This is a genomic window from Legionella sp. 16cNR16C, from assembly GCF_021297775.1.
GTDB lineage: Bacteria > Pseudomonadota > Gammaproteobacteria > Legionellales > Legionellaceae > Legionella_C > Legionella_C quinlivanii_A.
The window spans coordinates 238528-263647 of record NZ_JAJTMX010000003.1; the positions used below are offsets into that span (position 1 = coordinate 238528).

The following is a 25120-nucleotide window of genomic DNA, read 5'->3' on the forward strand; positions in this document are numbered from 1 at the left end:
GAAGGAAAACGAAGGTATGCTAAAAACCCGCCTGGTCTGGAATTTTGAGATTGACCCTGAAGATTTAATCGATTTCACTGCTTTTCCTCAGGAGGAGTCCGATTCGCTGCGCTGGGAAATTCGCTATTTCTGGCCCGCCGACAGCCATATCATCTTACATGGATTAGGGGAGGAGTTTCTCGATCTGTCCCGTTATCAAATCAAGCAGCGAGTCGATGTGTACCATCTTATCGGTGAAGGATACTACAATATTAAAGATCGGCGCGATCAACTGTTATACAAACCCCTGCTTGAAGAAAAAGGGGGATGCCAGGGCTTCGGGCATAAAACCAACCTCCTGGAGCAGGCGCCAGAAGACCTGTTGTCTGGAGAACCAGCACTGACTGTAGGGGAAATGCTCGCTAAAGTTCAGCAGGAAAGCCGTATGATTCGAGTTGACAAGGTCGCTCTGAAGTATAAATTCCCCCTCAATCCGACAATAAAGCTTGAGCTGGCAAGGTTGAGTATTGCGAATCAGCGATTTTTTAGTGTCTGTATTGAGGGACGTTCTCAGCTTTTGGTTTCTCGCCTGAGTCAGTTATTGATGAGGCAGAATATTTCCTGCGATTATGTGCGATTTTTAAAGCAGACTCATTTTCATGAATAATACTTTGCTTAACTTGGTCGCAAGCTTTGGAAAAATCGGCATAGTTTCTCTGGGCGGCGGCAATTCCATGCTTAAACTGATTGAAGTTGAGGTGGTTAATCATCGTCATTGGGTTGGCCAGGAAGAGTTTATCGCGATGGTGGGCTCGAGTTTTCTATTCCCCGGTTTAACGGCAGTAAAACTTTCCGCATTAATAGGATACAAGCTTGCCGGATACATCGGCTTGCTTCTGGCGGTCCTTTCCCTGAATTTACCAGGCTTGGTTCTTGCTGTAGTGGGTTATCAGTTCCTGAACAATCACAACTCTCCCTTCGCTCAGAAAATAATGATCGCCGTGCAGTATGGGGCTCTGGCTTTATTAGCTGCCGCGTCGTATTCAGTGGCGCAAGGGGTTGTTCAAAGCTATTATTCGCTGCCTGTTGTAATCGCCTGTATCTTATTTTTCTTAGCTTTGGTATATCTACAACTATCCCCATTCTGGGGCTTTATTGCCTATATTGGCATCTGCTTCTTTTTGGTCCATACCTGATAATGAATAATTTAAATATCCAGCAGGAGCGATCTTGAGTAAGAATTTAGATAATCCGGAATTTTATATTAATCGCGAATTTACTGCCCTTGCTTTTAATGAACGGGTATTGCAATTGGCTAAGGATGAGCGAATCCCCTTGTTGGAGCGGATGCGTTTTCTCTGTATTTGCTGTGGTAACCTGGATGAGTTTTTTGAGATTCGAGTCGCGGGTCTTAAAGAAAAAATAGCCATAGCATCTCCAAAATTAAATATTGACGGCTTGCGCGCCGAGGAAGTGTTTAGCCAGATCAGTAAGAAGGCACATATTCTAAGCGATGAGCTTTATAATATTTTCAACAGGCAATTACTGCCCGAGATGCGTAAAGAGCATATCCATTTTTTAAATGTCGAAGAATGGACGGATGACATTCATTTATGGGCCAAACACTATTTTAAAAATGAAATATTGCCTATCGTAAGCCCAATTGCCCTGGATTTGGCACACCCGTTTCCAAGATTATTTAATAAAAGTCTTAATTTTATCATCTCCCTTCGTGGAAAGGACGCTTTTGATCGAAACATTGACTATGCGGTCGTCCATGCCCCGCGCTCGCTGCCGAGAATGATCCATCTGCCTTCCGAGTTATGTACTGATGGCGGCAGTTACTTTGTTTATCTTTCATCAATTATTCAAACGCATATCAGCAGCTTGTTTCCGGGCATGGAAATCAATGGCTGTTACCCGTTCCGCCTGACCAGAAACAGCGATCTGTTTTTGCGCGAGGAGGAAATTGAAGATTTGGCTGTGGCCGTACAAAGGGAACTATTTTCAAGACATTATGGGCATGTTGTGCGTTTGGAAGTGGATAAAAAATGCCCTGAACATATTGTCGATTTTCTATTGCAGAAACATCACCTTCATCATGAGGATACGTATTACTGCGATGGGCCTGTCAATTTACAGCGCTTTTACAGTGCTATTAATCGTATAGACCGGCCTGACTTGAACTATCCGCCTCTAAATGTGCAATATCCTGATTTTATCCATCAACGCCGAAATTTGTTCAATGTGTTAGACGAGCAAGATGTGTTCCTGCATCATCCCTACCAAAGTTATGAGGTGATCATTGACTTTGTCCGACAGGCTGCTGCTGATCCTAATGTTCTGGCTATCAAGCAGACCTTATACCGAACGCATTCTGAGTCAGTAATGGTTCGCGCTCTTGTTGAAGCCGCCCGTTCTGGAAAAGAGGTGACGGCGGTAGTGGAGTTGCGCGCCCGTTTTGACGAAGAGTCTAACCTGCGATTGGCTAATCGCTTGCATGAAGCGGGTGTGCTGGTCTTGTATGGCGTAATGGGCTATAAAACCCATGCCAAGATGACTCTGGTGGTGCGAAGAACTCACGGTAAACTCAAACGCTATGTCCATTTGGGAACAGGCAATTATCACGAACAAACTGCCAGGCGATATACCGATTTTGGTTTATTAACCGCCGATGCAGCGATTACTGCGGACACACAAATTATTTTTCAGCAATTAACCGGTCTTGGCAAAACGGTTAAGTTAAAGGCATTATGCCATTCTCCGTTTACTCTGCAGAAAAATCTCATGGCACATATTGATGCCTGTGCGGAAGCGGCGAAAGAAGGAAAAAATGCCGAAATTAACATTAAAATTAACGGATTGACCGATAAGGCCATGATTCAGGCTCTGTATGCTGCATCAAAGGCGGGCGTAAAAATCAACTTGATTGTTCGCAGCATGTGTTGTTTAAAACCGGGTATACCTGAAATTTCAGAAAATATTCGAGTTATCTCAGTTTTGGGACGTTTTCTTGAACATCATCGAATCTATTGCTTCCGCATTGAAGATAGTGAATATTATTACTGTTCAAGCGCCGATTTAATGGAGCGAAATCTGTACAATCGTATTGAGATTTTGTTCCCTATTCAGGATGAATCCATTCGTAAGCGAATCAAGCAGGAAATTTTCAAAAACTACCTGAAAGATAATATGTATGCCTGGGAAATGCAGGCTGACGGCACTTATAAGCCTATGCGTAATGGTTCTCACTCCGCCCAGGAAAAATTACTGCAGCTTTACTCAAAAACCGCCAATGCGGATTTTTAGCGAGAGCGTTCAGGCAGCCGTCATCTCGAACGCAGTGAGAGATCTCCCAAATGACATGGCATGACAGTTTGATGAACACTCTCTTTTAGTTGCTAATAAAGCAGGGTCTTGCTGGCTTTGCCGGCGTCCTCCCTTGCAAGACGAGGTACCAGATATCCGGGAAGCAAGGTTTGCAGATCTTGAAAAATCTGCAATGCCTTTTCCTGCGGCAGATCGAAATGTGCGGCTCCTGCTACTTTATCGAGTATGTGCAGATAATAAGGCAATATGCCGCAACTAAATAAGCGCTGACTCAACTCGGCTAAAGTTTTTGCATCGGCATTAACCTTATTTAATAAAACCGACTGATTGAGCAGATGACAACCCGATGTCTGCAGCAGCCGGCAGGCTGATTCAACCGCTTCATCCAGCTCCTGTGCATGGTTGCAATGAACCACTATCACCTTTTGCAACCGCAATGAGCTTAAGATGGATAAAAATTCCTCATCAATCCTTTCCGGCAATACAATAGGAATTCGGGTATGAAAGCGTACAGTGGTGACGTGTTTGATTTGATCCAGCTGCTTAAGCACTGAGCTCAAAACGGTATTGGAGGCCAGCAAGGGATCGCCGCCACTTAGAATAACTTCAGAAACGCTGGAGTTCCCTTTTATATAATCAATGACCTGCTGCCAGCCTTCGCGGCCAGGATTATTTTTCTGGTAGGGAAAATGCCTTCTAAAGCAGTAACGGCAATTGACCGCACAAGTGCCGGTTAAGGTTAGCAAAACTCTCCCGGTATATTTATGCAATAATCCGGTGAGCGGATTGCTGCTGTTTTCCTGCAAAGGGTCGTTCTGATAGCCATCGACCTCAAGCAGTTCTTCTTCACTGGCCAGAACTTGCAGTAAAAGAGGATCCTCAGGGTCATGCTTTTTCATGCGCTCCGCAAAACCGCGTGGTACTCGGGTTTTGAAGAGCTTTTCCGCTGCCGTACTGCCTTGAACAGCTGATAAGCCCAGAAACTGCAACAACTCACTGGATGAGGCAAATCCCTGCGCTAAAATTTTTTGCCAACTCACAAAGGCATCTCGCATTAATGATTCAAAATTGATAAACTGCGCGAACTCTAACGAAAATGCAACAAAATCTCAACTGTGGAGTCCGAATGGCTATTTATAGCACCAATGAATTTAAAAATGGATTGAAAGTGATGGTTGATAGTGCGCCTTGCAGCATTGTTGACTGTGAATTTGTTAAACCCGGAAAAGGCCAGGCGTTTACCCGAGTAAAAATTCGGAATTTAAAAACAGGTCGAGTGGTTGAACGCACTTACAAATCGGGTGAAACCCTGCCATCTGCCGATGTGACAGATGTTGAAATGCAATATTTATATAACGATGGTGAACTGTGGCATTTTATGGTTCCTGATACGTTCGAGCAATATGCAATCGGAGAAGAGCCGCTGGAAGAAGCCAAACAATGGCTTAAAGAGCAGGATATTTGCATTGTCACCTTATGGAATAACGAGCCCATTCAGGTGACGCCTCCCAATTTTGTCGTCCTGACCATCACTGAAACCGATCCGGGTGTCCGTGGCGATACCTCTGGCGGCGGCGGCAAACCGGCCATTCTCGAAACGGGAGCTGTGGTACGTGTTCCCTTATTTATACAAACGGGTGAGCTGATTAAAGTGGATACCCGCAAAGGCGAATACGTTTCCCGCGCTAAAGAATAATATTCCTGCATTTTACAGCTCGAGAGAAAAGAGTCTTCTCGGGCTATTTCTCCTTAAAATCCTCTCTCCTTCAGGGAGAGGGTTAGAGAGAGGGCTTAAAAATCAACCTCGCCCTCTCCCAGCTTGGGATAGAGGATTCCTCTTAAGTTTACGCCTATGCGCGCCGGCTGGAAATCCATTCATAGTTCACAGATTTCGCCAGGATGGCACCGTTCTATTCCCGAATTGTATTAATCATCCCGCAAAGAACATTAATGAAAAAGCAATTTCTGCAGAAAACCATCATTTTGACTTAATATGTGCCATGCGGTAAAATATTTGCTCTATTTAGCAAGTAAGTGAAAAATATGAAGTATATAAAGTCCGCAGACTGGGATAATGCAGTTAAGCTATATAAGCCGAGAACCTATCAGCAAGCAGCAGATAAATTTAAAGTCATGCTTGAGCAGCTCAACTCTATAAAGAATAAACAGTCGGGACTTAATAAAAGAGTGCCGGATGGCTGGTATGAAGACTATTTAGCGGTAAGTGAATATTTACTGACTTCTTATTTTAATCTATACGAAAAAGCAAGTTTTGTTAGTGAAGAATATGATCTCATTTTGAGTTTAATACAGCCCATTTCCAACATCCTTCTAAAGGCGGCCAAACGATTTGGTGAAAAAACGCAAAAGCAGGCAGATATCGCCAGAATTATCACGCTTAGCGCTGCTTTTTGTGAAAGAACCAGTGGTAAAGCCTCTGAGAGTTGTGTAGAAGCGGAAGATGCAGCGGACAAGACCATTCTCCTGGATAGCGCGCTGAAGTGGGTGGATTCTTCCATAGCTCTACTGGATGAGCATGGGTTAAAGATAGGTTTTAATGCCTTTCTGTTGAAGCTTGAAATTCTAGGGGATCGCTATGAGCTTTCAAAAGAAAGGCAAAATCTTTTGGGCATGCTTGAACTGATTGGAGTACATAAGCTTCTTACCAAATCTAGCCTTACTCCCGAACAACGACTGTGCTTTTTTGCGGTAAGTCTGTGCGCGACCAAAGAATGCCCGGAAGAAAGACTAAGCCGTACAATTGTTAAAGCAGCAATGAAATTCGCAAGTTCCGCTTCTTTCCCTGGTAAGGCAGACGATGAAGATGAAGCAGAGAGTTTAAAAGGCTGGCTGAATATTTTTGAAAACAGACTTGCAGATAATCTGGAAAAATTTTCGGATGAAACCACTCAAACCTTCCCTGTAAACGTTGCTGCGGAAGAGGAAGAGGAAATTGAGCTGGTCATTGATCCGCGCCGATTTATTAGTAGTAGACGTTTGGAAAAACTGCCAATTGAAGAAGAGACTCCAGAAGATCAATTTGATTTTGATCAAGTTCATTTCGATTCTGATACTGACGAAGAAGGGGAAAGCGATCCCGTTTTTGAAACATCGAGAAGCAGTGAATCACTTACATCTTCCGAAGAGGTCGAAGAGGTGATTGTTATAGTGGATGACGAAGAAGAAATAACCCTGACTATAAATACAGAGACAGGCAGGAAAAAAAGAAAAGCGGCTTCAATAGCCAAAGACGTAAGCACTTATCCTGAGACTGGAAGTGCGCCTGCCAATAAGAGAAGCAGAGAGGTTGAAGTTGTCGAAGTGTGTCTTGAAACACCTGATACAGATTCAGTTATTGAAGAAGAAGTGATTCTTTTTGCTGATAGTATGTCACTGATGCAAGCACAGGATAAGCAATCTGCCTCTTCTTCAAGCAGCGCTCCCGGATTTTTTACCAGGAAGACTCCCAGCCCCGTTCCTGTTTCAGCTCCGGGCGTTGAAATCCAAAAACCTGATATGCAGCAAGTGGGGCAGGCATTTATGAAGGTTTTAAACAGTTTTACTGCAAAAGCTAAAACGTCATCCTTCAAGCCTATTGTTTTATCATTTATGGCGGATTTCATGCTAGAGCCAAGACAGACCAATCAACCTGCTATCGCTTTATATCTATACCGACAGGTTCTGGCGATACATCCAAAGAATGATAAAATAATTAATGCCATGCTCAGGTTGAGCGCGATGCACCCCAAGCTGCATAAAAATAAAAAGGATTATGAATGTGAGGGCGAGGATATTTTTACCCATACCCTGATTACATTTATTGCCAGACTCAACAAGCTGTATGCAAATAAACCGGAAGCATTTAAAGATCAAATAGAGAAATTGTTAGAGTATTTAAAAAACAAGCTAAAAGCATGGGAAAAGCTGATTTCCGAGGCCGAATTGGATGAGCAGCTTATTAAAAAATTTGAAGAAGAGCTTGGATTGCCATCTGCTGCGTATACGGCCAGCAGTTCGCCTAAGCTTTAAAAACTCATCAAGCTCACAGTAATCCCCGTTGCTAGCGGGGATTTTTTTATCCAATTCCCGCCTATCTATAGTAAGCAGCTTGCTGTAACCGGCTTGAAAAATAGAATATTTCAACACTTTGACTAAATTTAAGCCTCAAGGTATAATGCTTGGTCTTTTATTGTAATAAGTGTAAGAAATGAAGAAAGCTAAAACTAAACAGTCCAAAGAAACAATAGAAAATATAAAGAAAGTAGAGGATATATGTAAAGTAATAATGTCTCAGTGCGAAAGGATTGCTCATATTGAATATAATCCCCGCTCGTATGATGTAGCCTGGGAAGAATTGCAGAAACCTGTTAATAATTTAAAACAAGTCACTGACATTGTGTATACGTTGAACTCTGATGATCTGCAAAAGAAGGTCAATGAAACCTGGTTGACGCTAGCTGCACGGATGATCGACATTGCCGACTGGCATCTCTCTGTCGTAAAAGGCGACATACCTAGAGGAAAGACTGCAGAAAACGTCAACATGGACACTGTTTTCCTGTGGAGAAATAGAGGTTTTGATTATCTTGTCGATGCTTCTTTGCAAATTCCGTATTACCATCACTTTCTCGATGTTAAGATAGCCTATCATCTGGCTGGCGATGAGACGAAAACAGCCAGTCAATTCAGAAAAATAATTAGTATTTTAAAAAAACAAAACCTGTTGTCTATTGAGAAAGCGACAGCGTCATTACATATGCCTTATTTGGTTGAACTTTTTGAAATTGCGCTTGATGTGAGCAGCGAGGCTAAACCTGGAGTGGAGCGTGATGGTCTGATGAAAAGCATTAAGGCATTCGCTGACTCATCGATCCGTTACCCGAAAGGAACGACATCTAAAGAAAAGAAAATGCATGAGAGCAGGTTTCAAGAGTTCCGCGCATTAGTTGCAAAGCCTGCATCTGGCAAGAATAAGAAGGCCTTGCAATTAGACTCATCAACCGAAAGTTTTGAATACGAACCTCTTGTTGGAAATACAGACAGCGATGATGACGAGATAGTTCTGTATGGGGATGGTGATTCTATGACTGAAGATGAGACTGAATCCGAAACAGAAGCTGAGAAAAGCCTGAAGGAAAAATATGCTAAAAAAAGAAAGGATGCAATAGATGAAAAGAGAGGAGAAGATCTCCCGCTCAGCAAGAAAAGGAACGTTCTGCATACCAACGCTGTGATTGAAGAGGATTCTTTGCTGAATAGTTCTGACGCCGTAGATTTCCTGGTAGGATTAGCTGCGCCAGGCACTTCCTGCAATACCCTGCAGACTCATGCTCCATTGATTAATCCGAACTTACCAGGAAAGAGTATTTCTTCAAATCTGGATAATTTATTCTTTGGCGGAAGTAATAGACGAACGCCATCGCCTTCTCCTGAACAACAAAGAGAAAGAGCACATAAGGTAACTGATGTAACCAATGCGCTGGTAAAGGTATTAGAGCAGATGAGGCATTATGATAAGTCTTATCAAGCGAAAGTACTGGAACATTTGGCAGACTCACTGCGAACCAGGGACCTCTCTTGCTGCGTATTCTTATATCGTCAGGCAGTGGCTATGGATAGCATGAATGATGAGCTGCTCTTCAAGTACACATCGACTGCGGGGACTGAGAAAGTAGCTTGCGTAAGCAAGGATAAAGGCACAATTTTCAATCAAACACTGAATCAATTACCAGAAATGCTCAATGCGGCATTTGAGAAAAGCTCAGGAAATGAATACAAGGTTTTTGTACTGAATTCGCTAGAAACGATGTCAGATATTGCACCAGAAACCTTTAAAGACATAGCAGAACACTTTAATCATCATCTTGAACAAACCTGCGGTTCAGCAGTTATCCCCTCAATGTAAAATCTTAATGCTGGAATTAACTGTAATTCCAGCATTAACAGTTACCAGCGGCGGAAGTGCCACCTGTTAACTCTGGGTCCGTAGTATGCATTACGCCAATAAGGTCTGCTAGACCAATAAGGATGGCCCCAGTTATAACTGTTATAATAAGACCCGCCCCAGTAAGGTCTGTATCCATAATAGCCTACTGAATATACATAGTCCTGGTTGTAAGAAGGAGTAGTATAAGTGGTCTGACTTACTGTGCATCCAGATAGCCATAAAGTGGATCCAAGCAAAGCACCGGTTAGCACTAATTTCTTCATGATTTCGTCCTTGGCTACAAAGCTTTCTCTAAGTATAAGCCAAGATCATGATGTTCACAAAAATAGCAGTCTAGTAACTGCTTAACTTCAATCCAACTATAGAAACTATAATCAGGCTAATACATGAAAGTCGCATGAGAGTGGCAGGCTCATCAAGAAAACAGATGCCGTAGATAACAGTGCCGACTGCACCAATGCCAGTCCAGATTGCATATGCGGTACCAATGGGTAACGACCTGAGTGAGGAAGCTAGTAAGATAAAACTGACAGCCATAGCGGATATTGTGAGTGCTGAAGGGAGCAACTTACTGAAACCATCCGTATATTTAAGTCCAACTGCCCAACAAATTTCGAACAGTCCTGCAAGTATTAAAGTGAACCAAGCCATAACCTTCCTTATTTATGAAGCTAATGGATAAAGTAGCTTTCTTCAAAGAGACAGATCAAGTGTTTTGTGGAGGGCTTTCAAATTTGCTGTACAAATATTGCTCATTTGACGGGATTGGTATATAATGAATCTCTGCGTTTGATAAAAAGCAGCATAAGCAAAACCGATGCGGGTGCGCGATTTAATTCCATATGTGTTAATGCTAATCCAAGTGGTTCTTTCAATAAACAGAGAGAAGTACTTAATGCAAAAAAAACAAAAAAATTTGCAAAAAGTGTTTGACATGAGAAGCGAAATCCGTAGAATACGCATCACGCCTTCGGGGCGAGTTGATTAAGAAGATGAAGACAAACTGTGTGGGCGCTTGAAGAGATTTGAGTGCTTGCCACGGTCAACCCGTTTTCCTGGCGACTATAGCGGTCTGGAACCACCTGATCCCATCTCGAACTCAGAAGTGAAACAGACTTGCGCCGATGATAGTGTGGAGTTTCTCCATGTGAAAGTAGGTCATCGCCAGGGCTTTATTGCAAAGCGGCCTTCGAGCCGCTTTTTTTTTGCCTGAAAAAACCCTCCAAATCTCACTGCAGACAAAATCCTGTCGTCTTTGCGCCGCTAACGCTCGCAATAACGGTTCTTTTTGTACCTCTTTATTCACGGTGTATATCCAGTTGAGCCTGGCTTGATGGCAGTACTTATGTACTTCGGCTTGTACCCTGTGTGACCCCTCCCTCTGGGAGACACTGCCATTAAGTTAAGGAGTTATTGTAGGTTGTGCCCTTGGCACAACAAAGGGGTTGAACCACTCCAGAACTCAATGTTGTGCCAAGGGCACAACCTACCTGCAATTGCAGAATTTACCTAACTTAATGGCAATGAGGGTTGGGGAAAGGGCAAATCAGTCTCCCAAATGCATGTCTTTTAGTCAGTCAGATCAGCTAAATACCGCGAACACGCCACCGCGCAGGGCAAAGAAGATGAGATCATAAAGTGACATGCCGATGACGCCTTTCTGGATTCCCATTACAGGCGACATCTGCTTTTTTTATTTAATCGGCTATTGGATAGATTCAGACGTAATCTAATCGTCTTATCTTTGTTTCAAGTATTTCTCCCTCAGGATCCTGGTTTTCACCTGGGATTATAAACAGCCCAGAGGAGTCATGTAACTGATCTGCTGAACGTTTCCTTTGACTTTTTCCAGTCTGTTGAATCTGCTTAAATAGGGACGTATGCTCTGATTTATTCATAGGCTTAAGCGTGTCTGCAAGCTTTTTGCTCGTAAAGAATGCAATTTGATATTTCGATTGTATTCGGCTTATAGTTTCCTCGTCAGCGACAGGCGCGATACACAGGATATTCCCATTGTCAAACTCAACTGTTGCAGGTTTGGCGGGATCACTTTGTAAAGCGAGCACTAAATCAGCTAAAAAACGGATGGGATGACCATTTACTCGCACAATGCGATGACTAATACAACTTGCACCGCTGCTTAGGGCAAAACCATCATAGCCATCGGTTTCTTCCGAGGTTAGTATGGAATGTAATACAACTATCTCTCCTAGATCTTTACTTCGGGTCAGAGCCTCAAAATCATCGAACATCGGGGGTCTTTTAGAGTTATCGCTAATCATCGTGCCCCCAGCATTATAACGCGTTGTGTATCCCTCTATCATTGAAGCCGTGCACTGGCTAAAAACAAAGGCGCCATCTTTTCCAGAGGGTTGGATATGGTATTTGAGGGGGTTGTCTTGTCTGAATCCCAGCAGTCTCTGACGGCCTAATTGTCGGTTTAATACAACCGAGAGTTTTAATTCGCAAAGGGCCTCGCTCTTATTACTGGTAGATGTTTCAAGATTTAAATCTTGTTCCGATGGTGCACTCTGCACGTCTATTGATGCGACATCGATTCTTTCTGCGATAGATTCTTTTCTTAAGACTACCAGATCCAGTTTACTGCCATATCCTCTGCGCTGGATAAGATAACGAAAATCTATCGAATTTTCTAACTCTTCCACTTCCACCTAGCCATCTGACTGAATTGAATGTCCGTCTATTTTTAAAATAATATCGCCTGGTTCTAATATATTATATGCGCAGGAGGTCTGAGGCACTGCAGTAACATATATACCTGTCAAGTCCTTGCTGTTGATATCGCTTAGCCCAAGTACTGCACGCAAGGCAGCATTTTTTAAAGGTTGCCAACGAAAAGACAGCGCGGGCACTGTGACAAAATCAATAAAACCCGCTGTTTTAAGTTTGCCGAATTTTCTAAAGGCATTTATTGTATTCACCACGGTGATTGCCGGGATAAAATAACCAACGCTACTAAGTGAAGTATTGCCCTGTGTGACTATTCCAATACATTTTTCTTGACTGCTTTCGCTGTCTTGTATAGTGATTGGTCCTCCGCTGTTACCTGGGTTAATGGGTGCGCTGATTTGCACGGTTATACCAGGGAGCCCGGAAAGTGCAATGGTGGATATCTGGGTTCTTGAGATATGTCCTTTTGTGAATGACAAGCTCGTTCCACCCGCAGGATAACCATAGGCACTCACTTCTTTACCCTTAGCCTGAAATGTTGTTTCTATTGTTAACGCACTAATTTTACTTTCAAGAAAGGCTTTATCTTCTGCATTCGTTGTTTCAAGAATTGCCAGATCCATTACTGGATCAACCCAGCAGGCACGAACAGGCACTTGTGCTGACCCTTGTCAAATTTAACTTTCAGATAAGTGGCATTCACAACAGCATGTGCATTCGTTATGAGATAAATTGTATTCTTATACGAGATAACCGTTACAGTTGCACTCGACTTTGTTGTTTGCCCGGTAGACCATACTACGGCATGGTTGATAGTTTGCTTATTTGCTTCAAGTCTCAGGGTTGAATTTACTAACACAGGTAATCTCTCCAGTATTCTTAATACATCTTCGTTTGCTAATTTATTGTCAGCTGGTAAAAACTAGATATAGTATTACTTATTCTTCAATAAGTAATAAATTTGTTGCTTGGTTCATTCAGTGGTCAGGGAGCTGGTGTGTTGATTTGAGATTCTTGAGCGTCCTGCACCATTTCCCGATAAATTAGTTGAGTTTTCCATAATGCAAACTGTTCTAATCGGGTTTTAGGAGGCGCTCCCTCATTCAAAGCACGAAAACGGTCTTGTGTAACATGTGCCTGCTGAAGTTCATGCCGTATTTGGTTCCAAAATGGGCGGCCGCTAGCTCTTGCTCTTAGACAAATTTCAGCCTCAAATTGTATTAAATGTGCTGGTGGTGGTAATAAGGGGCTCTCGGATGCAGTTCCAACTGGTACTTGTGGACGGTGGAGGTCGTCCTCTATTCTAACCGGTACATATGGCCTGAATACGTTTTTTTTCTCCCACAGAATAAGCTGTTCTAATTCGCTTCGAGGAGCCTCGGTAGCACATAAAACCTCTACGCGTGCAGGCAAAGCACCTTCTTGATTCATCTCATGCATCATTTGTTCAGACAGGGAAACACCTCTAGCCTGTGCTCTACGAAAAAGCGCTGCCTGAATACGCAATATAGGAAGAGGTGTTTTCCTTAGCATATCATTTCGTTTTCGAGCTTCATCATCATTATATGGCTCATCCAGATCTATATTCACCAAGCTATCCAAGTTAAAAAATATGTATAATATAACGCCAGATAAAATATAAAACAATCTATATGTATTTTAATTTTCTTTTTGGGTCTCGTTGTAGAACGCTTGAGTGTTAATGGAACATCTGATAAAAAACAGATATAGAATTTTATTATTTAGCGATATCTGGCTCAGAAAGAAGACACAGAGAGCTTGCAAAGTCTGTTCAATTGTAAATCCCGTTTCCTAAATGATTTGCTTGCAGTAAGATAATCCTCTTAAAGCTTCGACTGACTCATGGAGAGAATATGGTCCTGATAGGCACACCGCATACTGGCTCCGCAACTCGTTTAATGTTGCTGGGAGCTGGCGAGTTGGGCAAAGAAATTGCCATTGAAGCGCAGCGTCTTGGCATCGAAGTCATTGCAGTGGATCGCTACGCGCATGCACCGGCGATGCAGGTAGCGCATCGCTCGCACGTTGTGTCCATGCTCGATGGAGAAGCGCTGACCCGCCTGATTAAAGCAGAAAACCCACATTTCATTGTGCCCGAAATTGAGGCGATCGCCACCAGCGCCTTGCTTGAATTGGAAAATGAAGGCTATGTGGTTACGCCTACTGCGCAGGCGGTCCATTCCACAATGAATCGGGAAAGTATTCGCCGTCTTGCCGCGGAACAGTTAGGATTGCGAACCTCTCATTATTCCTTTGCCAATACTCAGGAAGAATATGAGGCGGCGATCCAAAAGATTGGATTGCCTTGCGTAGTGAAGCCCACCATGAGTTCTTCTGGTAAAGGGCAGAGCATCATTCGGTATCCGGAGGGAGTGGAGGCTGCCTGGGAGGATGCTCTTGCCGGAGCAAGGGGTATGAAAGGCAGCGTCATCGTAGAGGAGTTTCTTGATTTTGATTATGAAATCACCTTGCTCACCGTTCGTCATCGGCAAGGCACTTCATTTTGCCAACCCATCGGCCATTTGCAGATTCAGGGGGATTATCGGGAATCCTGGCAGCCGCATCCAATGCCTGCACAGGTTCTTGAACAAGCCCAGCAGCAGGCTAAAGCAGTTACAGAGGCCTTGGGCGGATTTGGTCTCTTTGGTGTTGAATTTTTTATTAAAGGGGATGAGGTGTATTTTAGTGAAATCTCTCCGCGACCGCATGATACGGGACTGGTCACTTTAATTTCTCAGGACTTGTCTGAGTTTGCCTTACATCTTCGGGCTATTTTAGGTTTGCCAATTCCACATATCAGACAATATGGGCCGGCGGCTTCCGCTGCTCTATTGGTTAATGGTGATAGTCAGAATATCGAATACGATCTTCGGTCAGCACTGGAACTCCCTGATACACAAATTCGACTTTTTGGTAAGCCTGAATTGCATGGGGAGCGGCGAATGGGCGTATGCCTGGCGCTTGGACATTCTATAGATGAAGCGCGCGCCAAAGCCCTGCAAACCTTGAGTCAGATACAGGCTAAAATGCTGCTTTAAAATTACTGGAATGCTATTTGGGGTATTGCAAATGATAATGATTATCATTATCATTTGGGTTGTAATCCACTTCAAAATAGTTAGATAGCTACTCGAATCTAAAAATTGAATGAAGTAGAATAGGTTATCATTACAAAAGGATGTGTTTTGTATGCTAGTAAGCCGTTTGCATCAATTCTTTGAAGACTTAAGATCTATCGCAGAACCTTGCGATATGAAATTGCTTACCTCCATGCAAGAGGATTTCGCCATTTTAAATGCGTCCTCTGAAACTGAAAAAGTTAATCACGCCACACCTGAGCTTGAACAGGTTCAGGTAAATGAAACGCTCACTGAATCACCTGAGACTATTCCCCCAGCACAGCTTAATGAGAGCCAGATCAACTGTTTGCTGGACTACTTCAATAAGCGCTGGCATCAAGTGATCGACAAGGATTTGAATTACACCTTCGATCCGAGAGGGGCCAATCTGCCTTGGGTGGAACTTGCCAGAGAATTAAGCACTGAGCTTAACATTCCTTATCTGAAAATATTAATTCCAGTTTTGATTGATCATGTTGAACCGGATCTGCTCACGCGTTTAAGTAATGAGCTTGATCCCCGTACTATTTTTATAGGTGATGACGATAAATCCTGGCATCGGGTATTGGGTTTATTCAACACAATACAAAAGGATGCTCATTCCCTGTATAGCTATGATACCTACAATAAATTAAGACCTCGCCCTATGACATTGAAGGAGCTCTTAAGGCTGAGAAGCCGAAAAGGGGAACTGTCCTTTGATTGGAAAGATCAGATTTACCAGAGTTTCTGGGACTATCTGATAAGAGAAGCCGCACCAGAATGGAAAAAGAAAGGTAAAGTTCTCCAGGCTCTCAAACCATTATTGCTCGCGGTTCTGGAAACTTATCTGTTGCTGGATGCAGAGCATGCGGAGACGACGCTGCGATTCAACGAGGCTTATGGCCAATTATCGCTTCAACTGAAATTAGCCAGTATTGAAGATGCGAATCATTTTTACGGCCTTAAATTTACAGCCGAAAATAAAGAACAATATTTGCTGGATATCCTCCTTGACTTATCGGAAAAAAAGCTCGATCTCTGCTGGATAATAGCCATGAGTCAATGGTTATGTGAGGATGGTTCATTAATTGTCAAAAATATCGCTCTGGACTCAGTGTACAGGACGCGTAAATTAGGTCCTTATTTCGACAATGCCGCATTGCAAAAAATCTTGAATCAATTGCAAACCAGTTGTCCAGCGGAACTTTTACCAACGCTAAATCAATTAATATCGGAGACTAGCGAATCATTGCCGGATGCTCGGCCCAGTGAGGAGCTAGTGCAAAAGCTAAGAGATTTATATGCTGAGCGCTTTAAAGCGGTAGTTGATAAGGAGCATGACTATTTAAGGCTGCAGAATGTAGTTAATCAGCCCTGGATTGCTCTGGCACAGAATCTGGCTGGTGCCGCTTTAATAGAATCCAATTATTATCGATTCTTAATTCCTAGTCTGGCTCCTGAAAATGATATTGAGCTAATCAGCGGTGATCCAGTAACCCATTATCCATTGTCTCATTATATTTTGTCTGAAAATGGCCGTTACCTGATTTATCTTAGTAATTGTGTCAACCAGCACACTGCGCGGCGTACTTTTTTAAATTGCAGCATCGAGCCCCCGCTTCCATTAACTCCAAAAGAAACTCAACGCCTGAATTTTGCCGCCAGTGAGTATATGAATTATTTTAATAAAGAGGTAAGGAAGGATCCCAACCCTCCATTACTTAAATCCACTGTCGACGCCGTGAGGGAGCTTGTTAAAGGCAGTGTCTATAATAATGGGCTTTTGGCTAACACAGTAGATGATTATAGAACGCAGGGACAGAATGCTGCCAAGGCTTATGCAACTTTTCGTGAATTTTTTAAGCAATTGCCGAAAGATGAGCAACAAAATCTTAATTCACAGCGCATTACTTTGGAGCGTGATGAATTCACCTTCCAGGAAATTTTTGAGCAGATTTGGGGGCAGGACAATGGGGATTGGGAAAAACAAAACCTGTGTATGGCCACCGGTGGCCGATTTTTCGCAAAGCTGGTTAGTGACCATTCATTTAAGTATTTCAATGATGAGTTAGAACAGTCTGATAGCATGGATATGCTGTATCTTAGAAACAATTCCTGGAAACGCGCTTATAAAGACAGTTTACCGGAAGACGAATGCTTAAGAAGGATCCGAATCATTCTGGTCTCGTTAATGACTCATACTTTTCATAAATATGGTCCTGATATCCGGCTGGATCTCTGGGATTGCAAGAACAATGTTACCACCACCGGTGAAGAAATATTTGATAAATTAAAACATCTTATTAACTACGACGAACAGGAACACGTTCAATTCGATTATTACATGGTACTGGATATAGTTTCAGGCGCATTGACAAAAGCTACCTGGTTGCGCTTTCCTGAGACTAAAGCCTGGCTTCAAAGTATACAAACGGGAAGGTTATTCAGTCCATCTACAGTCAGCTGTTTTGAGCCCGAATTATTGTTTAATATGTTGATGCCGCGTCTGCAAACCAAAGAGGCCGAGCCAGAATTACTATTGAATTTCCTGGATCAGATTTTAAAGACCATGCTGCAAAAGGAAAATGAAAATAAAATCTGGATTCGCATCAATATTAAATTTCAGAACTTCCTGCATCAATTAAAACCTGATGTGCAGAATGAAATTCTGCGACAGCTGCGAACGGCGAACAAACAACAGACTATAACTGAAGTGAAATCAACATTTAACATACTAAGCAGTCAATTTCTTAAAATGAGAAGTGAAATTCAGATAGTTAAAACGAGAGCCGCGAGCCCCCGATTTTTCTCTAATGCAGTGCAGGATAATACTGTAGTGAGTAACTGCGATGAACCGGTGAGCCCGGCTTCATTTAAAGATCAGGTCATGACCTTGGGTGAATCAAAGATTGAAGATAAAAAAACATTTAGCTTTCAGTATGCAGCCTTTCTTACCAAGCCCATTCCTGATCGAAGAAGTACTCTTGCTGTTAACCAAACGACTATGGTGTACAGCTAGTCTGAAGAACTTAAAGATCCACTGCATATTGCGTTAGTATTTTTAAAAAGCTGTCATAACGTTTAGCTGAGATGTTTCCATCGTAAACGGCTTGTGTTATTGCACAGCCGGGGCTTTGCTGATGATCGCAATTTCTGAATCTGCAACTTGATGTTAAATTGCGAATTTCTCGAAAACCATAAATAATATCCTGCCGCGGCATTTCCCAAAGACCAAATTCCCGTACTCCCGGAGAATCAATTAAAGCACCGCCTTTGGGCAGATGGTAAAATCGGGAGTTTGTGGTGGTATGGCATCCTAATTCGGAGCTAAGCGAGATTTCGGCTGTTTGAATGCTTTCATGCGGTAAAATCTGTGCAATAATTGATGATTTACCAACCCCGGATTGTCCTACAAACACGCTGATCTGATTTATCAGATGTGTTTCCAGAGAAGAAAAACTGTCAGGCTCAGTATTGCTAAGAAAGAGAACTGGATAGCCTATGGATTTGTAATAAACGAAGGCTGCTTTAATGTCAGCGCACTCCAGATCAGTCTTGTTAAGCAAGAGGATGGGGTTCAAACCTAAATGTTCAGTAATAACAAGATAGCTGTCCAGCAGCGACCAGGTAATCGCTGGTTTGGGGGCGACCACGATAATTAGCTGGCTTATATTGGCCGCAATCGGCTTTGATCCTCGTTTGTCCTGTTTTTCTAAAACCACTTTTCTTGGAAACCGGCTGACAATAACGCCTTGCGTTTCTCCCTGTACTTGCCAGATAACCTGATCACCTGCAACCAGCGAGTCGATATTGGGCCGGATGAGGCAATGAATAATTTCGCCCTTTTCGGTTTCCACTTCGGCATGCTTTCCATAGCGCGTGACCACTAATCCCTGATGATTCAAGTCGTTCAGCGGATGTGTTTCTTCCAGGAAATCAGCCTGAATTTTCTGAATACGGGCTGCTTGCTGTTTATTTATTCGTCTTTTACTCATAAGGGAAAGCTGATGTATAATCCTGAACGGTTCGCTATCCTGAATAGCCACTCAATAATTGGATTATAATTATGAGAGGTACTACATGGTAGTTGTTCAATCTTACGCTGTTTATCATTTAGCTATTATACAACATCCAGGATGATTTTATTAATGAAAATCTATTTAGTAGGAGGCGCTGTCCGCGATCAGTTATTAAATTATCCTGTCGCTGAGAAAGATTGGGTAGTAGTTGGGGCAACCCCGGAAAATTTGTTAGCGAAAGGCTACAATCGAGTCGGGCGGGATTTTCCGGTTTTTTTACACCCGGAAACGCGCGAAGAATATGCACTGGCAAGAGCTGAACGTAAGTCAGGTCACGGCTATTATGGATTTGAGTGTGATTTTACGCCAGAAGTCACCCTGGAAGAGGATTTGCAGCGCCGGGATCTAACAATCAACGCGATGGCGATGGATGAAGCCGGCAAGCTTATTGACCCCTATCAGGGTAAACGTGATCTTGAAGCAAAAATCCTGCGGCATGTGTCGCCAGCGTTTATTGAAGATCCCGTTCGAGTACTCAGAGTCGCACGTTTTGCGGCAAGATATCATCACTTGGGGTTTACACTGGCGGATGAAACGCGCTGGTTAATGTATAAAATGGCCAAAAATGGCGAGTTAAATCATTTGATTGCCGAAAGAGTCTGGCAGGAATGGCAACGCAGCCTGACTGAGAGAAATCCCGAGATCTTTATTTTAACATTGCGGACCTGTGGTGCATTGGAAATCGTGTTGCCCGAAATCAATCGTTTGTTTGGGGTGCCTAATCCGCCGCATCATCATCCTGAAATTGATAGCGGTGTGCACACCATGATGGTTCTGGCAAGGTCAACTGAATTAACAAGCGATCCGCTGGTTCGTTTCGCGGCTCTGGTTCATGATCTGGGAAAAACAGCGACGCCAATGGAAGAGTGGCCCAAACATCGTCAGCATGAGGAGCGGGGCGTTCCAATAATTGAACAATTATGTCAACGCCTGAGAATTCCGGCTGAGTATCGCAAATTAGCGGTTCAGGTCTCTCGATTGCATTTATTGATCCATCGAATCAGAGAATTGAGGCCGGCCACTATTGTGAATGTGCTGGAGCGGGCTGATGCCTTTCGACGACCACAACTATTTGAGCAGTTGCTATTGGCTTGTCAGGCTGATGCACAGGGCCGAGGCAAGAAAAGCGAATATAAACAAATTGAAAACTGGCGATATGCCTTGCAACAATGTGCTAAAATTTCCGCTCAGAAATTAATTGAGCAAGGCTACACAGGGGCAGACATTAAAACTGGATTGCATGCGCATCGAGTGGCTTGTGTCGACTTAATTGTAAAATTTTGGAAAAATAATGAGAAATAACAATAATCTGATTTGGATTGACCTGGAGATGACTGGCTTAAATCCAGAGGTTGATCGCATTATCGAAATCGCAACGGTTGTAACCGATTCCAGGCTTAACATTCTTGGAGAAGGACCGGTGTTTGCTGTTTCGCAAAGTGAAGAATTGCTTCTCGGAATGGACGAATGGAATACGAGGCAGCATAATCAGTCAGGCCTGGTACAGCGTGTACGAGAATCCAAAATCACCGAGGCGCAGGCTGAGCAGAAAACTATTGATTTTCTAAGCCAATATCTGGATCGCGGAAAATCGCCAATGTGTGGGAACAGCATTTGCCAGGACAGGCGTTTTCTCTATAAATATATGCCAAATCTGGCTGAGTTTTTTCATTATCGCAATCTGGACGTCAGTACTTTAAAAGAGTTAGTCAAGCGCTGGAATCCCCGGTTAATGGATGGCCTCATAAAAGAATCCAAGCACTTGGCGCTCGATGACATTAAAGATTCAATAGCCGAGCTGGTTTATTATCGGCAGCACTTTATTAATTTATCAGGTGACACGCATGTATAAACGTGAGCAGTTAACTCTTCCCAATGAGGCCGGCAAGCTATTGCTGCACTCATGTTGCGCCCCTTGTTCAGGGGAGGTGATGGAAGCTCTGGTTTTTTCAGAAATTGATTTTACTATTTTCTTTTATAATCCCAATATTCATCCTGTGCAGGAATACGAAATTCGCAAGCAGGAAAATAAAGCGTTCGCAGAAAAGCATAATATTCCATTCATTGATGCCGATTATGACAAGGATAACTGGTTTGAACGCGTTAAAGGTCTGGAGTGGGAGCCTGAGCGTGGTAAACGCTGCACTGCCTGTTTTGATATGCGCTTTGAGCGCACAGCGCTTTATGCTCATGAGCATGATTTTCCGGTGATCTGCAGCTCGCTGGGGATATCCCGCTGGAAAGATATGAATCAGATCAATGACTCAGGCACCCGGGCAGCCAGCCGTTATCCTGGGATTGTGTATTGGACCTATAACTGGCGTAAGGACGGCGGAGCCGCGCGCATGTATGAGATTGCCAAGCGGGAAAATTTTTATAAACAGGAGTATTGCGGCTGCGTGTACTCTTTGCGAGATACGAATGCCTGGCGCAAGAAAAATGAACGTGAGCGAATCAAAATCGGCATAAACTATTATGAAAATAAAAGTATCAATGACAGTGCAAAACCACAGGATGAAAAATGACTACTCAGGACAAACACTCTCACCACGACCATGATCATTCCTCACATGGACACAGCCATCCTGCTCCCGCTTATAGCAGAGCCTTTTTAATTGCGATAGTTGCCAACGGCATTTTTGTGGTTTGCCAGATTATCTTTGCTATTATCGCTAATTCATCAAGCTTGCTGGCAGATGCCATCCATAATCTGGGTGATGTGCTTGGCCTGATATTGTCCTGGATAGCCAATAGTCTTTTGACACGAAGCCCTACAGATAAAACCACTTACGGTTTGAAAAAGACCTCTATTATCGCAGCCTTGACTAATGGGATTTTGCTGGTTTTCACCTGTGGAATTATTGCGACCGATGCGGTTTATAAATTATTTTCAGAAACAGAAGTGCAGGCGGTTTCGGTCATGATTGTGGCCGCGATTGGAATTCTGGTCAATGGAGCAACTGCCGCCCTGTTTATGAAGGGAACCGACGATCTGAATATTAAATCCGCTTTCCTGCATCTTTTGTATGATGCCTTCATTTCAGTGGGTGTTGTCATTTCTGCGGCTATTCTCTACTGGACCGGCTGGCAATGGATTGACCCCGTGGTGGGTATTTTGATTGCAGTGATCATCATTAAAGGAACCTGGTCATTATTTAAAGACAGTTTCCGATTATTAATTGATGGTGTGCCCACGGGCATTTCCCTGATTGCTGTGCGGGATCAATTGGAGGCGATTCCCGGGGTAAAGCAGGTGCATGATTTACATATCTGGGCTTTGAGTACTCGTGAAAATGCGCTTTCGGTGCATTTGTGGATGCCTGAGCAAGTGTTGAGCGATGAAAGGCGTCGGGAAGTGGTTAGCATGCTGGAAAAAAGCCATAATATTACTCATGTCACCATACAGGTAGAAAGCAGCCTTGAGTATTGCGAGGATGCTTGCTCACCGAATGAGCGTTAACTCTCTACAAGCAGATTGCTTTATGAATAAAGCAATCCAGATTTAACTCTGGATTGCTGTTCAGGCTTAAATAGCCGTAACTCATTCGTTGAAATAACTTCCATCAATTAACTTCAATCCCTGCCTAAATGCCTGACAGGCCTCGTGCTGTTCGCCAAAGCGCTCATATAAGGCGCCTATTTCTGCGTAAGCTTCCGGACTTGGATGCAAAGCAAGGCTGTTCTCAAAATAACTGCGCGCTTTACCCCAAAGGTGTTGGGCAATACATAAGCGACCCAGGGTCAACAATAGGACAGAGGAGTTCGGGTGCTTCTTAATAAAACTTTCAGCGAACGGTAGCTGCTGTTCATTCACATGGATCTGGCCATAAAGTTTAATGAGTTGCTCATTAAACTGCTTGCGTAAGCTGCGGCGCAAAATGGCTTCTGCCTGTGCCTGTTGATTGTCTTTAATCAGATAACTGCAGTATTGTGCCATCAAATCAGGAGAATCTTTAATAGCTTTCGGCAGGCTTTGTACCAATGCATCCAGTTCCTTTCGCTGGGAAAGACGAATGCAATCAGCCATCGCCTGTTTGTAGGCATGTAGCTGTAACTGCTCATATTCTGCGGCTGAAATAATATTATTTCGTTTAAGCTCCGGCAGCAGCGCTATTAGTTGCGGCCAGTCACGAACTTCCTGGTAAAGGTGCATCAGTAGTTTCAACACATAGGGATGACGTGGTGCCAGGTCCTGCAGATGTCGCAGGGTGGCCAGGGCCTGTTCCCACTGCTGATTAGCCAGTTGTAACTGCGCCTGGGTCAGTTCCACGGCTATTCGTGCTTCAGGCATGGACTGCTGTGCTTCGCGAAGATAGTCATCTCTTAACTGGCTATCGCCCATTTCCTGGGCAGCTCTGGCCGCGGTCAAATAATTTAGTAAGGGGGTATCGGTATCGGGAAGCGCTTTGATTAAATGGGTCTTCGCTGCATCCCAGTATCCTTCGCTAAACTCAATGAGGCCTTTTCTCGTTTTTGCTTGTGCAATCTGTGCGCGCCGGCGGGCACGCCAGGCACGATAGTTCGAGCGCGAATGACATAGTTTTTGTACAAAAAGAATCAGCCAGTGCAAAAGAAAGAAACAAAGAATGATTCCCAAAATAGCAAACCATAAGGTAGTTTCTATAGTCCAGTGATTCACAGCAATTAGCAGATAACCTGGATCATGATTCAACTGAATACCAAGAACTATTGCAAGCAGTAAAACGACCAGCCCAATAATTAGTCGTGTCATGGCTGTGCTCCATCCGGGGCCGATTGATTGACCGTAGAGTTTTTCTGGTTATCAATGAATTGGTTTAACAAATTAAGTGATCCATTCACCAGGGGGCGTTGATTTTCCAACGAAATTCCTCTTAGCTTTTGCAAGTCACTCAGCAAGGCCTGCGTTGGACTTGCGGAAACATCGAAAATACGATTAATTTCCTCAATAGCTTGCTTGAGTGATTGGGTGTAGACGGCACTATTATGCTCCAGTAAAGCCCATTGTGCTTCCTGTAGATTCATGCGAATGCTTTCTCGCAATGCTTCCTGATGCAGCGGAGAAAGAATAGGCTCTACATCATCATCGTGTTTACGAACGACAATTAATTTTTCAAGCAATTTCATATTTTCACGTAATTTGGATTTCCAGGCACTGGATGAGTCTTCATCAGCAGGGGCTACATTCTCCTCAGAAAGATTATTAATTCCCTGTTTAAGAGGAAGGGTGGAAACCATTTGCTGAGCGGCATCTAACTGACTCAGCAGTCCTGCCAAATCCAGTTTGGGTATCGCCTTGATTGCAGTAATCTCAGTGGCAATGGTTTGCCGAATTTTGAATAATTGCTGATCAGACACATCCTGCAAAACGGTATCCGCTGCTTGCAGAAGTGCGATTGTTGTTTCCTGGTTGTCACTCCAGTGGGCATTAATTTGAGCCAGTTCCAGATAATATTTCGCTTTTTGAAGCAGCCAGTCCTGCCGTTGGTAATGGCGTTGCCGCAAGGCCTTATGCAGGCTTTGATTTAAATTGCTGACCTGTTGCTGAATGCTTTCTTTTGAAAGCTGCAGGGTTTGGCCGAGATTTGCCAAATTGGCTGTCAGCTTTGTCTGCTCTTGTTCAAGGGCTGCAAATCTTGTCTGTAACTTCCCTTTCTGATCGCCTGCGGACTGTTGGAAGTGGTTCACCTTGAAAAAACTAATCAGCGATATAATAAGGGCAACCGCTGCAGCCAGGCCAATAATCAGAGTTGCAAAATGTTGCTCGTAGACTGAAGGAGAGGCTGTTTTAGCCTTTTGCTGCGGGCTGGCTTCAAGGGGTTTGGATTGAGGAGATTCATTTTTTGTGGTCATTGGCGAATCCTTGTTTGAATTGATACAGACTGTCCAGAATTTTATTATGGCTGTGATTATTTCTCTGCGCTTAAAACTATTGTACATTCCCTGCTGACTAGTAAACAGTATAATATCGACTTCATTATTCTGCCATACCC

At 43.4% G+C, this 25120-nt stretch carries 20 protein-coding genes and 1 rRNA gene; 13 read left to right on the forward strand and 8 right to left on the reverse strand.

Annotation, left to right across the window (positions count from 1 at the left end; translation table 11 throughout):
- The first annotated feature begins 16 nt into the window (after positions 1–16).
- The 3 genes from LXA66_RS11135 to ppk1 are packed head-to-tail and all read left to right on the forward strand — an operon-like array spanning position 17 to position 3288.
- Positions 17–646, forward strand: coding sequence for a hypothetical protein (locus LXA66_RS11135; protein WP_233013242.1), 630 nt, complete (start codon positions 17–19; stop codon positions 644–646).
- The gene (locus tag LXA66_RS11140; protein ID WP_233013243.1) at positions 639–1175 is read left to right on the forward strand and encodes a chromate transporter; all 537 of its coding nucleotides are present in this window, start codon (positions 639–641) and stop codon (positions 1173–1175) included. The genes LXA66_RS11135 and LXA66_RS11140 overlap by 8 nt, the downstream gene beginning before the upstream one ends.
- 34 nt (positions 1176–1209) lie before the next feature.
- Positions 1210–3288 carry a polyphosphate kinase 1 gene (gene ppk1 / locus LXA66_RS11145; protein ID WP_233013244.1) on the forward strand — a complete coding sequence of 693 codons (2079 nt, stop codon included), beginning with the start codon at positions 1210–1212 and terminating at the stop codon, positions 3286–3288.
- Positions 3289–3380: 92 nt separating this feature from the next.
- Here ppk1 and epmB read toward each other — a convergent pair whose 3' ends face one another.
- Positions 3381–4382, reverse strand: coding sequence for an EF-P beta-lysylation protein EpmB (gene epmB / locus LXA66_RS11150; RefSeq protein WP_370637294.1), 1002 nt, complete (start codon positions 4380–4382; stop codon positions 3381–3383).
- A gap of 53 nt (positions 4383–4435) precedes the next feature.
- Here epmB and efp point away from each other — a divergent pair, with 53 nt between their 5' ends.
- The 3 genes from efp to LXA66_RS11165 all read left to right on the forward strand — a co-directional run bounded on the left by efp (position 4436) and on the right by LXA66_RS11165 (position 9214).
- Positions 4436–5005 (forward strand): elongation factor P, encoded by a 570-nt coding sequence (gene efp / locus LXA66_RS11155; protein WP_058506305.1) that lies wholly within the window; start codon positions 4436–4438, stop codon positions 5003–5005.
- A 347-nt stretch (positions 5006–5352) separates the two neighbouring features.
- Positions 5353–7338: a hypothetical protein gene (locus LXA66_RS11160; RefSeq protein WP_233013246.1), complete on the forward strand. Its 1986-nt coding sequence runs from the start codon at positions 5353–5355 to the stop codon at positions 7336–7338.
- A gap of 178 nt (positions 7339–7516) precedes the next feature.
- Positions 7517–9214 carry a hypothetical protein gene (locus tag LXA66_RS11165; RefSeq protein ID WP_233013247.1) on the forward strand — a complete coding sequence of 566 codons (1698 nt, stop codon included), beginning with the start codon at positions 7517–7519 and terminating at the stop codon, positions 9212–9214.
- A 375-nt stretch (positions 9215–9589) separates the two neighbouring features.
- Here LXA66_RS11165 and sugE read toward each other — a convergent pair whose 3' ends face one another.
- A complete protein-coding gene (gene sugE / locus LXA66_RS11170) occupies positions 9590–9907 on the reverse strand; it encodes a quaternary ammonium compound efflux SMR transporter SugE (protein ID WP_233013248.1) in 318 nt (105 codons plus the stop codon).
- Positions 9908–10310: 403 nt separating this feature from the next.
- On the opposite strand from sugE, the gene rrf reads away from it, so the two are divergent.
- A 5S ribosomal RNA gene (gene rrf, locus LXA66_RS11175) occupies positions 10311–10426 on the forward strand.
- Between the two features lie 548 nt (positions 10427–10974).
- Here the strand turns inward: rrf and LXA66_RS11180 are convergent.
- The 3 genes from LXA66_RS11180 to LXA66_RS11190 form a co-directional block, all read right to left on the reverse strand.
- Positions 10975–11922, reverse strand: a complete 948-nt coding sequence (locus LXA66_RS11180; protein ID WP_233013249.1) for a PDZ domain-containing protein — start codon at positions 11920–11922, stop codon at positions 10975–10977.
- Positions 11923–11928: 6 nt separating this feature from the next.
- Complete coding sequence (locus LXA66_RS11185; protein WP_370637251.1) at positions 11929–12603, reverse strand: trypsin-like peptidase domain-containing protein; 675 nt, start codon at positions 12601–12603, stop codon at positions 11929–11931.
- A 328-nt stretch (positions 12604–12931) separates the two neighbouring features.
- A complete protein-coding gene (locus LXA66_RS11190) occupies positions 12932–13537 on the reverse strand; it encodes a hypothetical protein (protein WP_233013251.1) in 606 nt (201 codons plus the stop codon).
- Positions 13538–13821: 284 nt separating this feature from the next.
- Here LXA66_RS11190 and purT point away from each other — a divergent pair, with 284 nt between their 5' ends.
- On the forward strand, positions 13822–15006 hold the full coding sequence (gene purT / locus LXA66_RS11195) for a formate-dependent phosphoribosylglycinamide formyltransferase (protein WP_233013252.1): 1185 nt from the start codon (positions 13822–13824) through the stop codon (positions 15004–15006).
- Between the two features lie 151 nt (positions 15007–15157).
- A complete protein-coding gene (locus tag LXA66_RS11200; RefSeq protein WP_233013253.1) occupies positions 15158–18088 on the forward strand; it encodes a hypothetical protein in 2931 nt (976 codons plus the stop codon).
- A gap of 10 nt (positions 18089–18098) precedes the next feature.
- Here LXA66_RS11200 and rsgA read toward each other — a convergent pair whose 3' ends face one another.
- Positions 18099–19064 carry a ribosome small subunit-dependent GTPase A gene (rsgA, locus tag LXA66_RS11205; protein ID WP_112220773.1) on the reverse strand — a complete coding sequence of 322 codons (966 nt, stop codon included), beginning with the start codon at positions 19062–19064 and terminating at the stop codon, positions 18099–18101.
- Positions 19065–19217: 153 nt separating this feature from the next.
- On the opposite strand from rsgA, the gene LXA66_RS11210 reads away from it, so the two are divergent.
- From LXA66_RS11210 to LXA66_RS11225, 4 genes are read left to right on the forward strand one after another with little or no spacing between them, the layout of a single operon-like run.
- Complete coding sequence (locus LXA66_RS11210; protein WP_233013254.1) at positions 19218–20450, forward strand: multifunctional CCA addition/repair protein; 1233 nt, start codon at positions 19218–19220, stop codon at positions 20448–20450.
- A complete protein-coding gene (gene orn / locus LXA66_RS11215; RefSeq protein WP_233013255.1) occupies positions 20440–21000 on the forward strand; it encodes an oligoribonuclease in 561 nt (186 codons plus the stop codon). The genes LXA66_RS11210 and orn overlap by 11 nt, the downstream gene beginning before the upstream one ends.
- Positions 20993–21673, forward strand: coding sequence for an epoxyqueuosine reductase QueH (locus LXA66_RS11220; protein ID WP_233013256.1), 681 nt, complete (start codon positions 20993–20995; stop codon positions 21671–21673). Before orn ends, LXA66_RS11220 begins: the two co-directional genes overlap by 8 nt.
- Positions 21670–22608, forward strand: coding sequence for a cation diffusion facilitator family transporter (locus tag LXA66_RS11225; RefSeq protein WP_112220777.1), 939 nt, complete (start codon positions 21670–21672; stop codon positions 22606–22608). Before LXA66_RS11220 ends, LXA66_RS11225 begins: the two co-directional genes overlap by 4 nt.
- 81 nt (positions 22609–22689) lie before the next feature.
- On the opposite strand, the gene LXA66_RS11230 is transcribed toward LXA66_RS11225, so the two are convergent.
- Both LXA66_RS11230 and LXA66_RS11235 read right to left on the reverse strand, forming a co-directional pair.
- The gene (locus LXA66_RS11230) at positions 22690–23880 is read right to left on the reverse strand and encodes a heme biosynthesis HemY N-terminal domain-containing protein (protein ID WP_233013257.1); all 1191 of its coding nucleotides are present in this window, start codon (positions 23878–23880) and stop codon (positions 22690–22692) included.
- A complete protein-coding gene (locus tag LXA66_RS11235) occupies positions 23877–24980 on the reverse strand; it encodes a uroporphyrinogen-III C-methyltransferase (protein ID WP_233013258.1) in 1104 nt (367 codons plus the stop codon). The genes LXA66_RS11230 and LXA66_RS11235 overlap by 4 nt, the downstream gene beginning before the upstream one ends.
- Between the last annotated feature and the right edge of the window lie 140 nt (positions 24981–25120).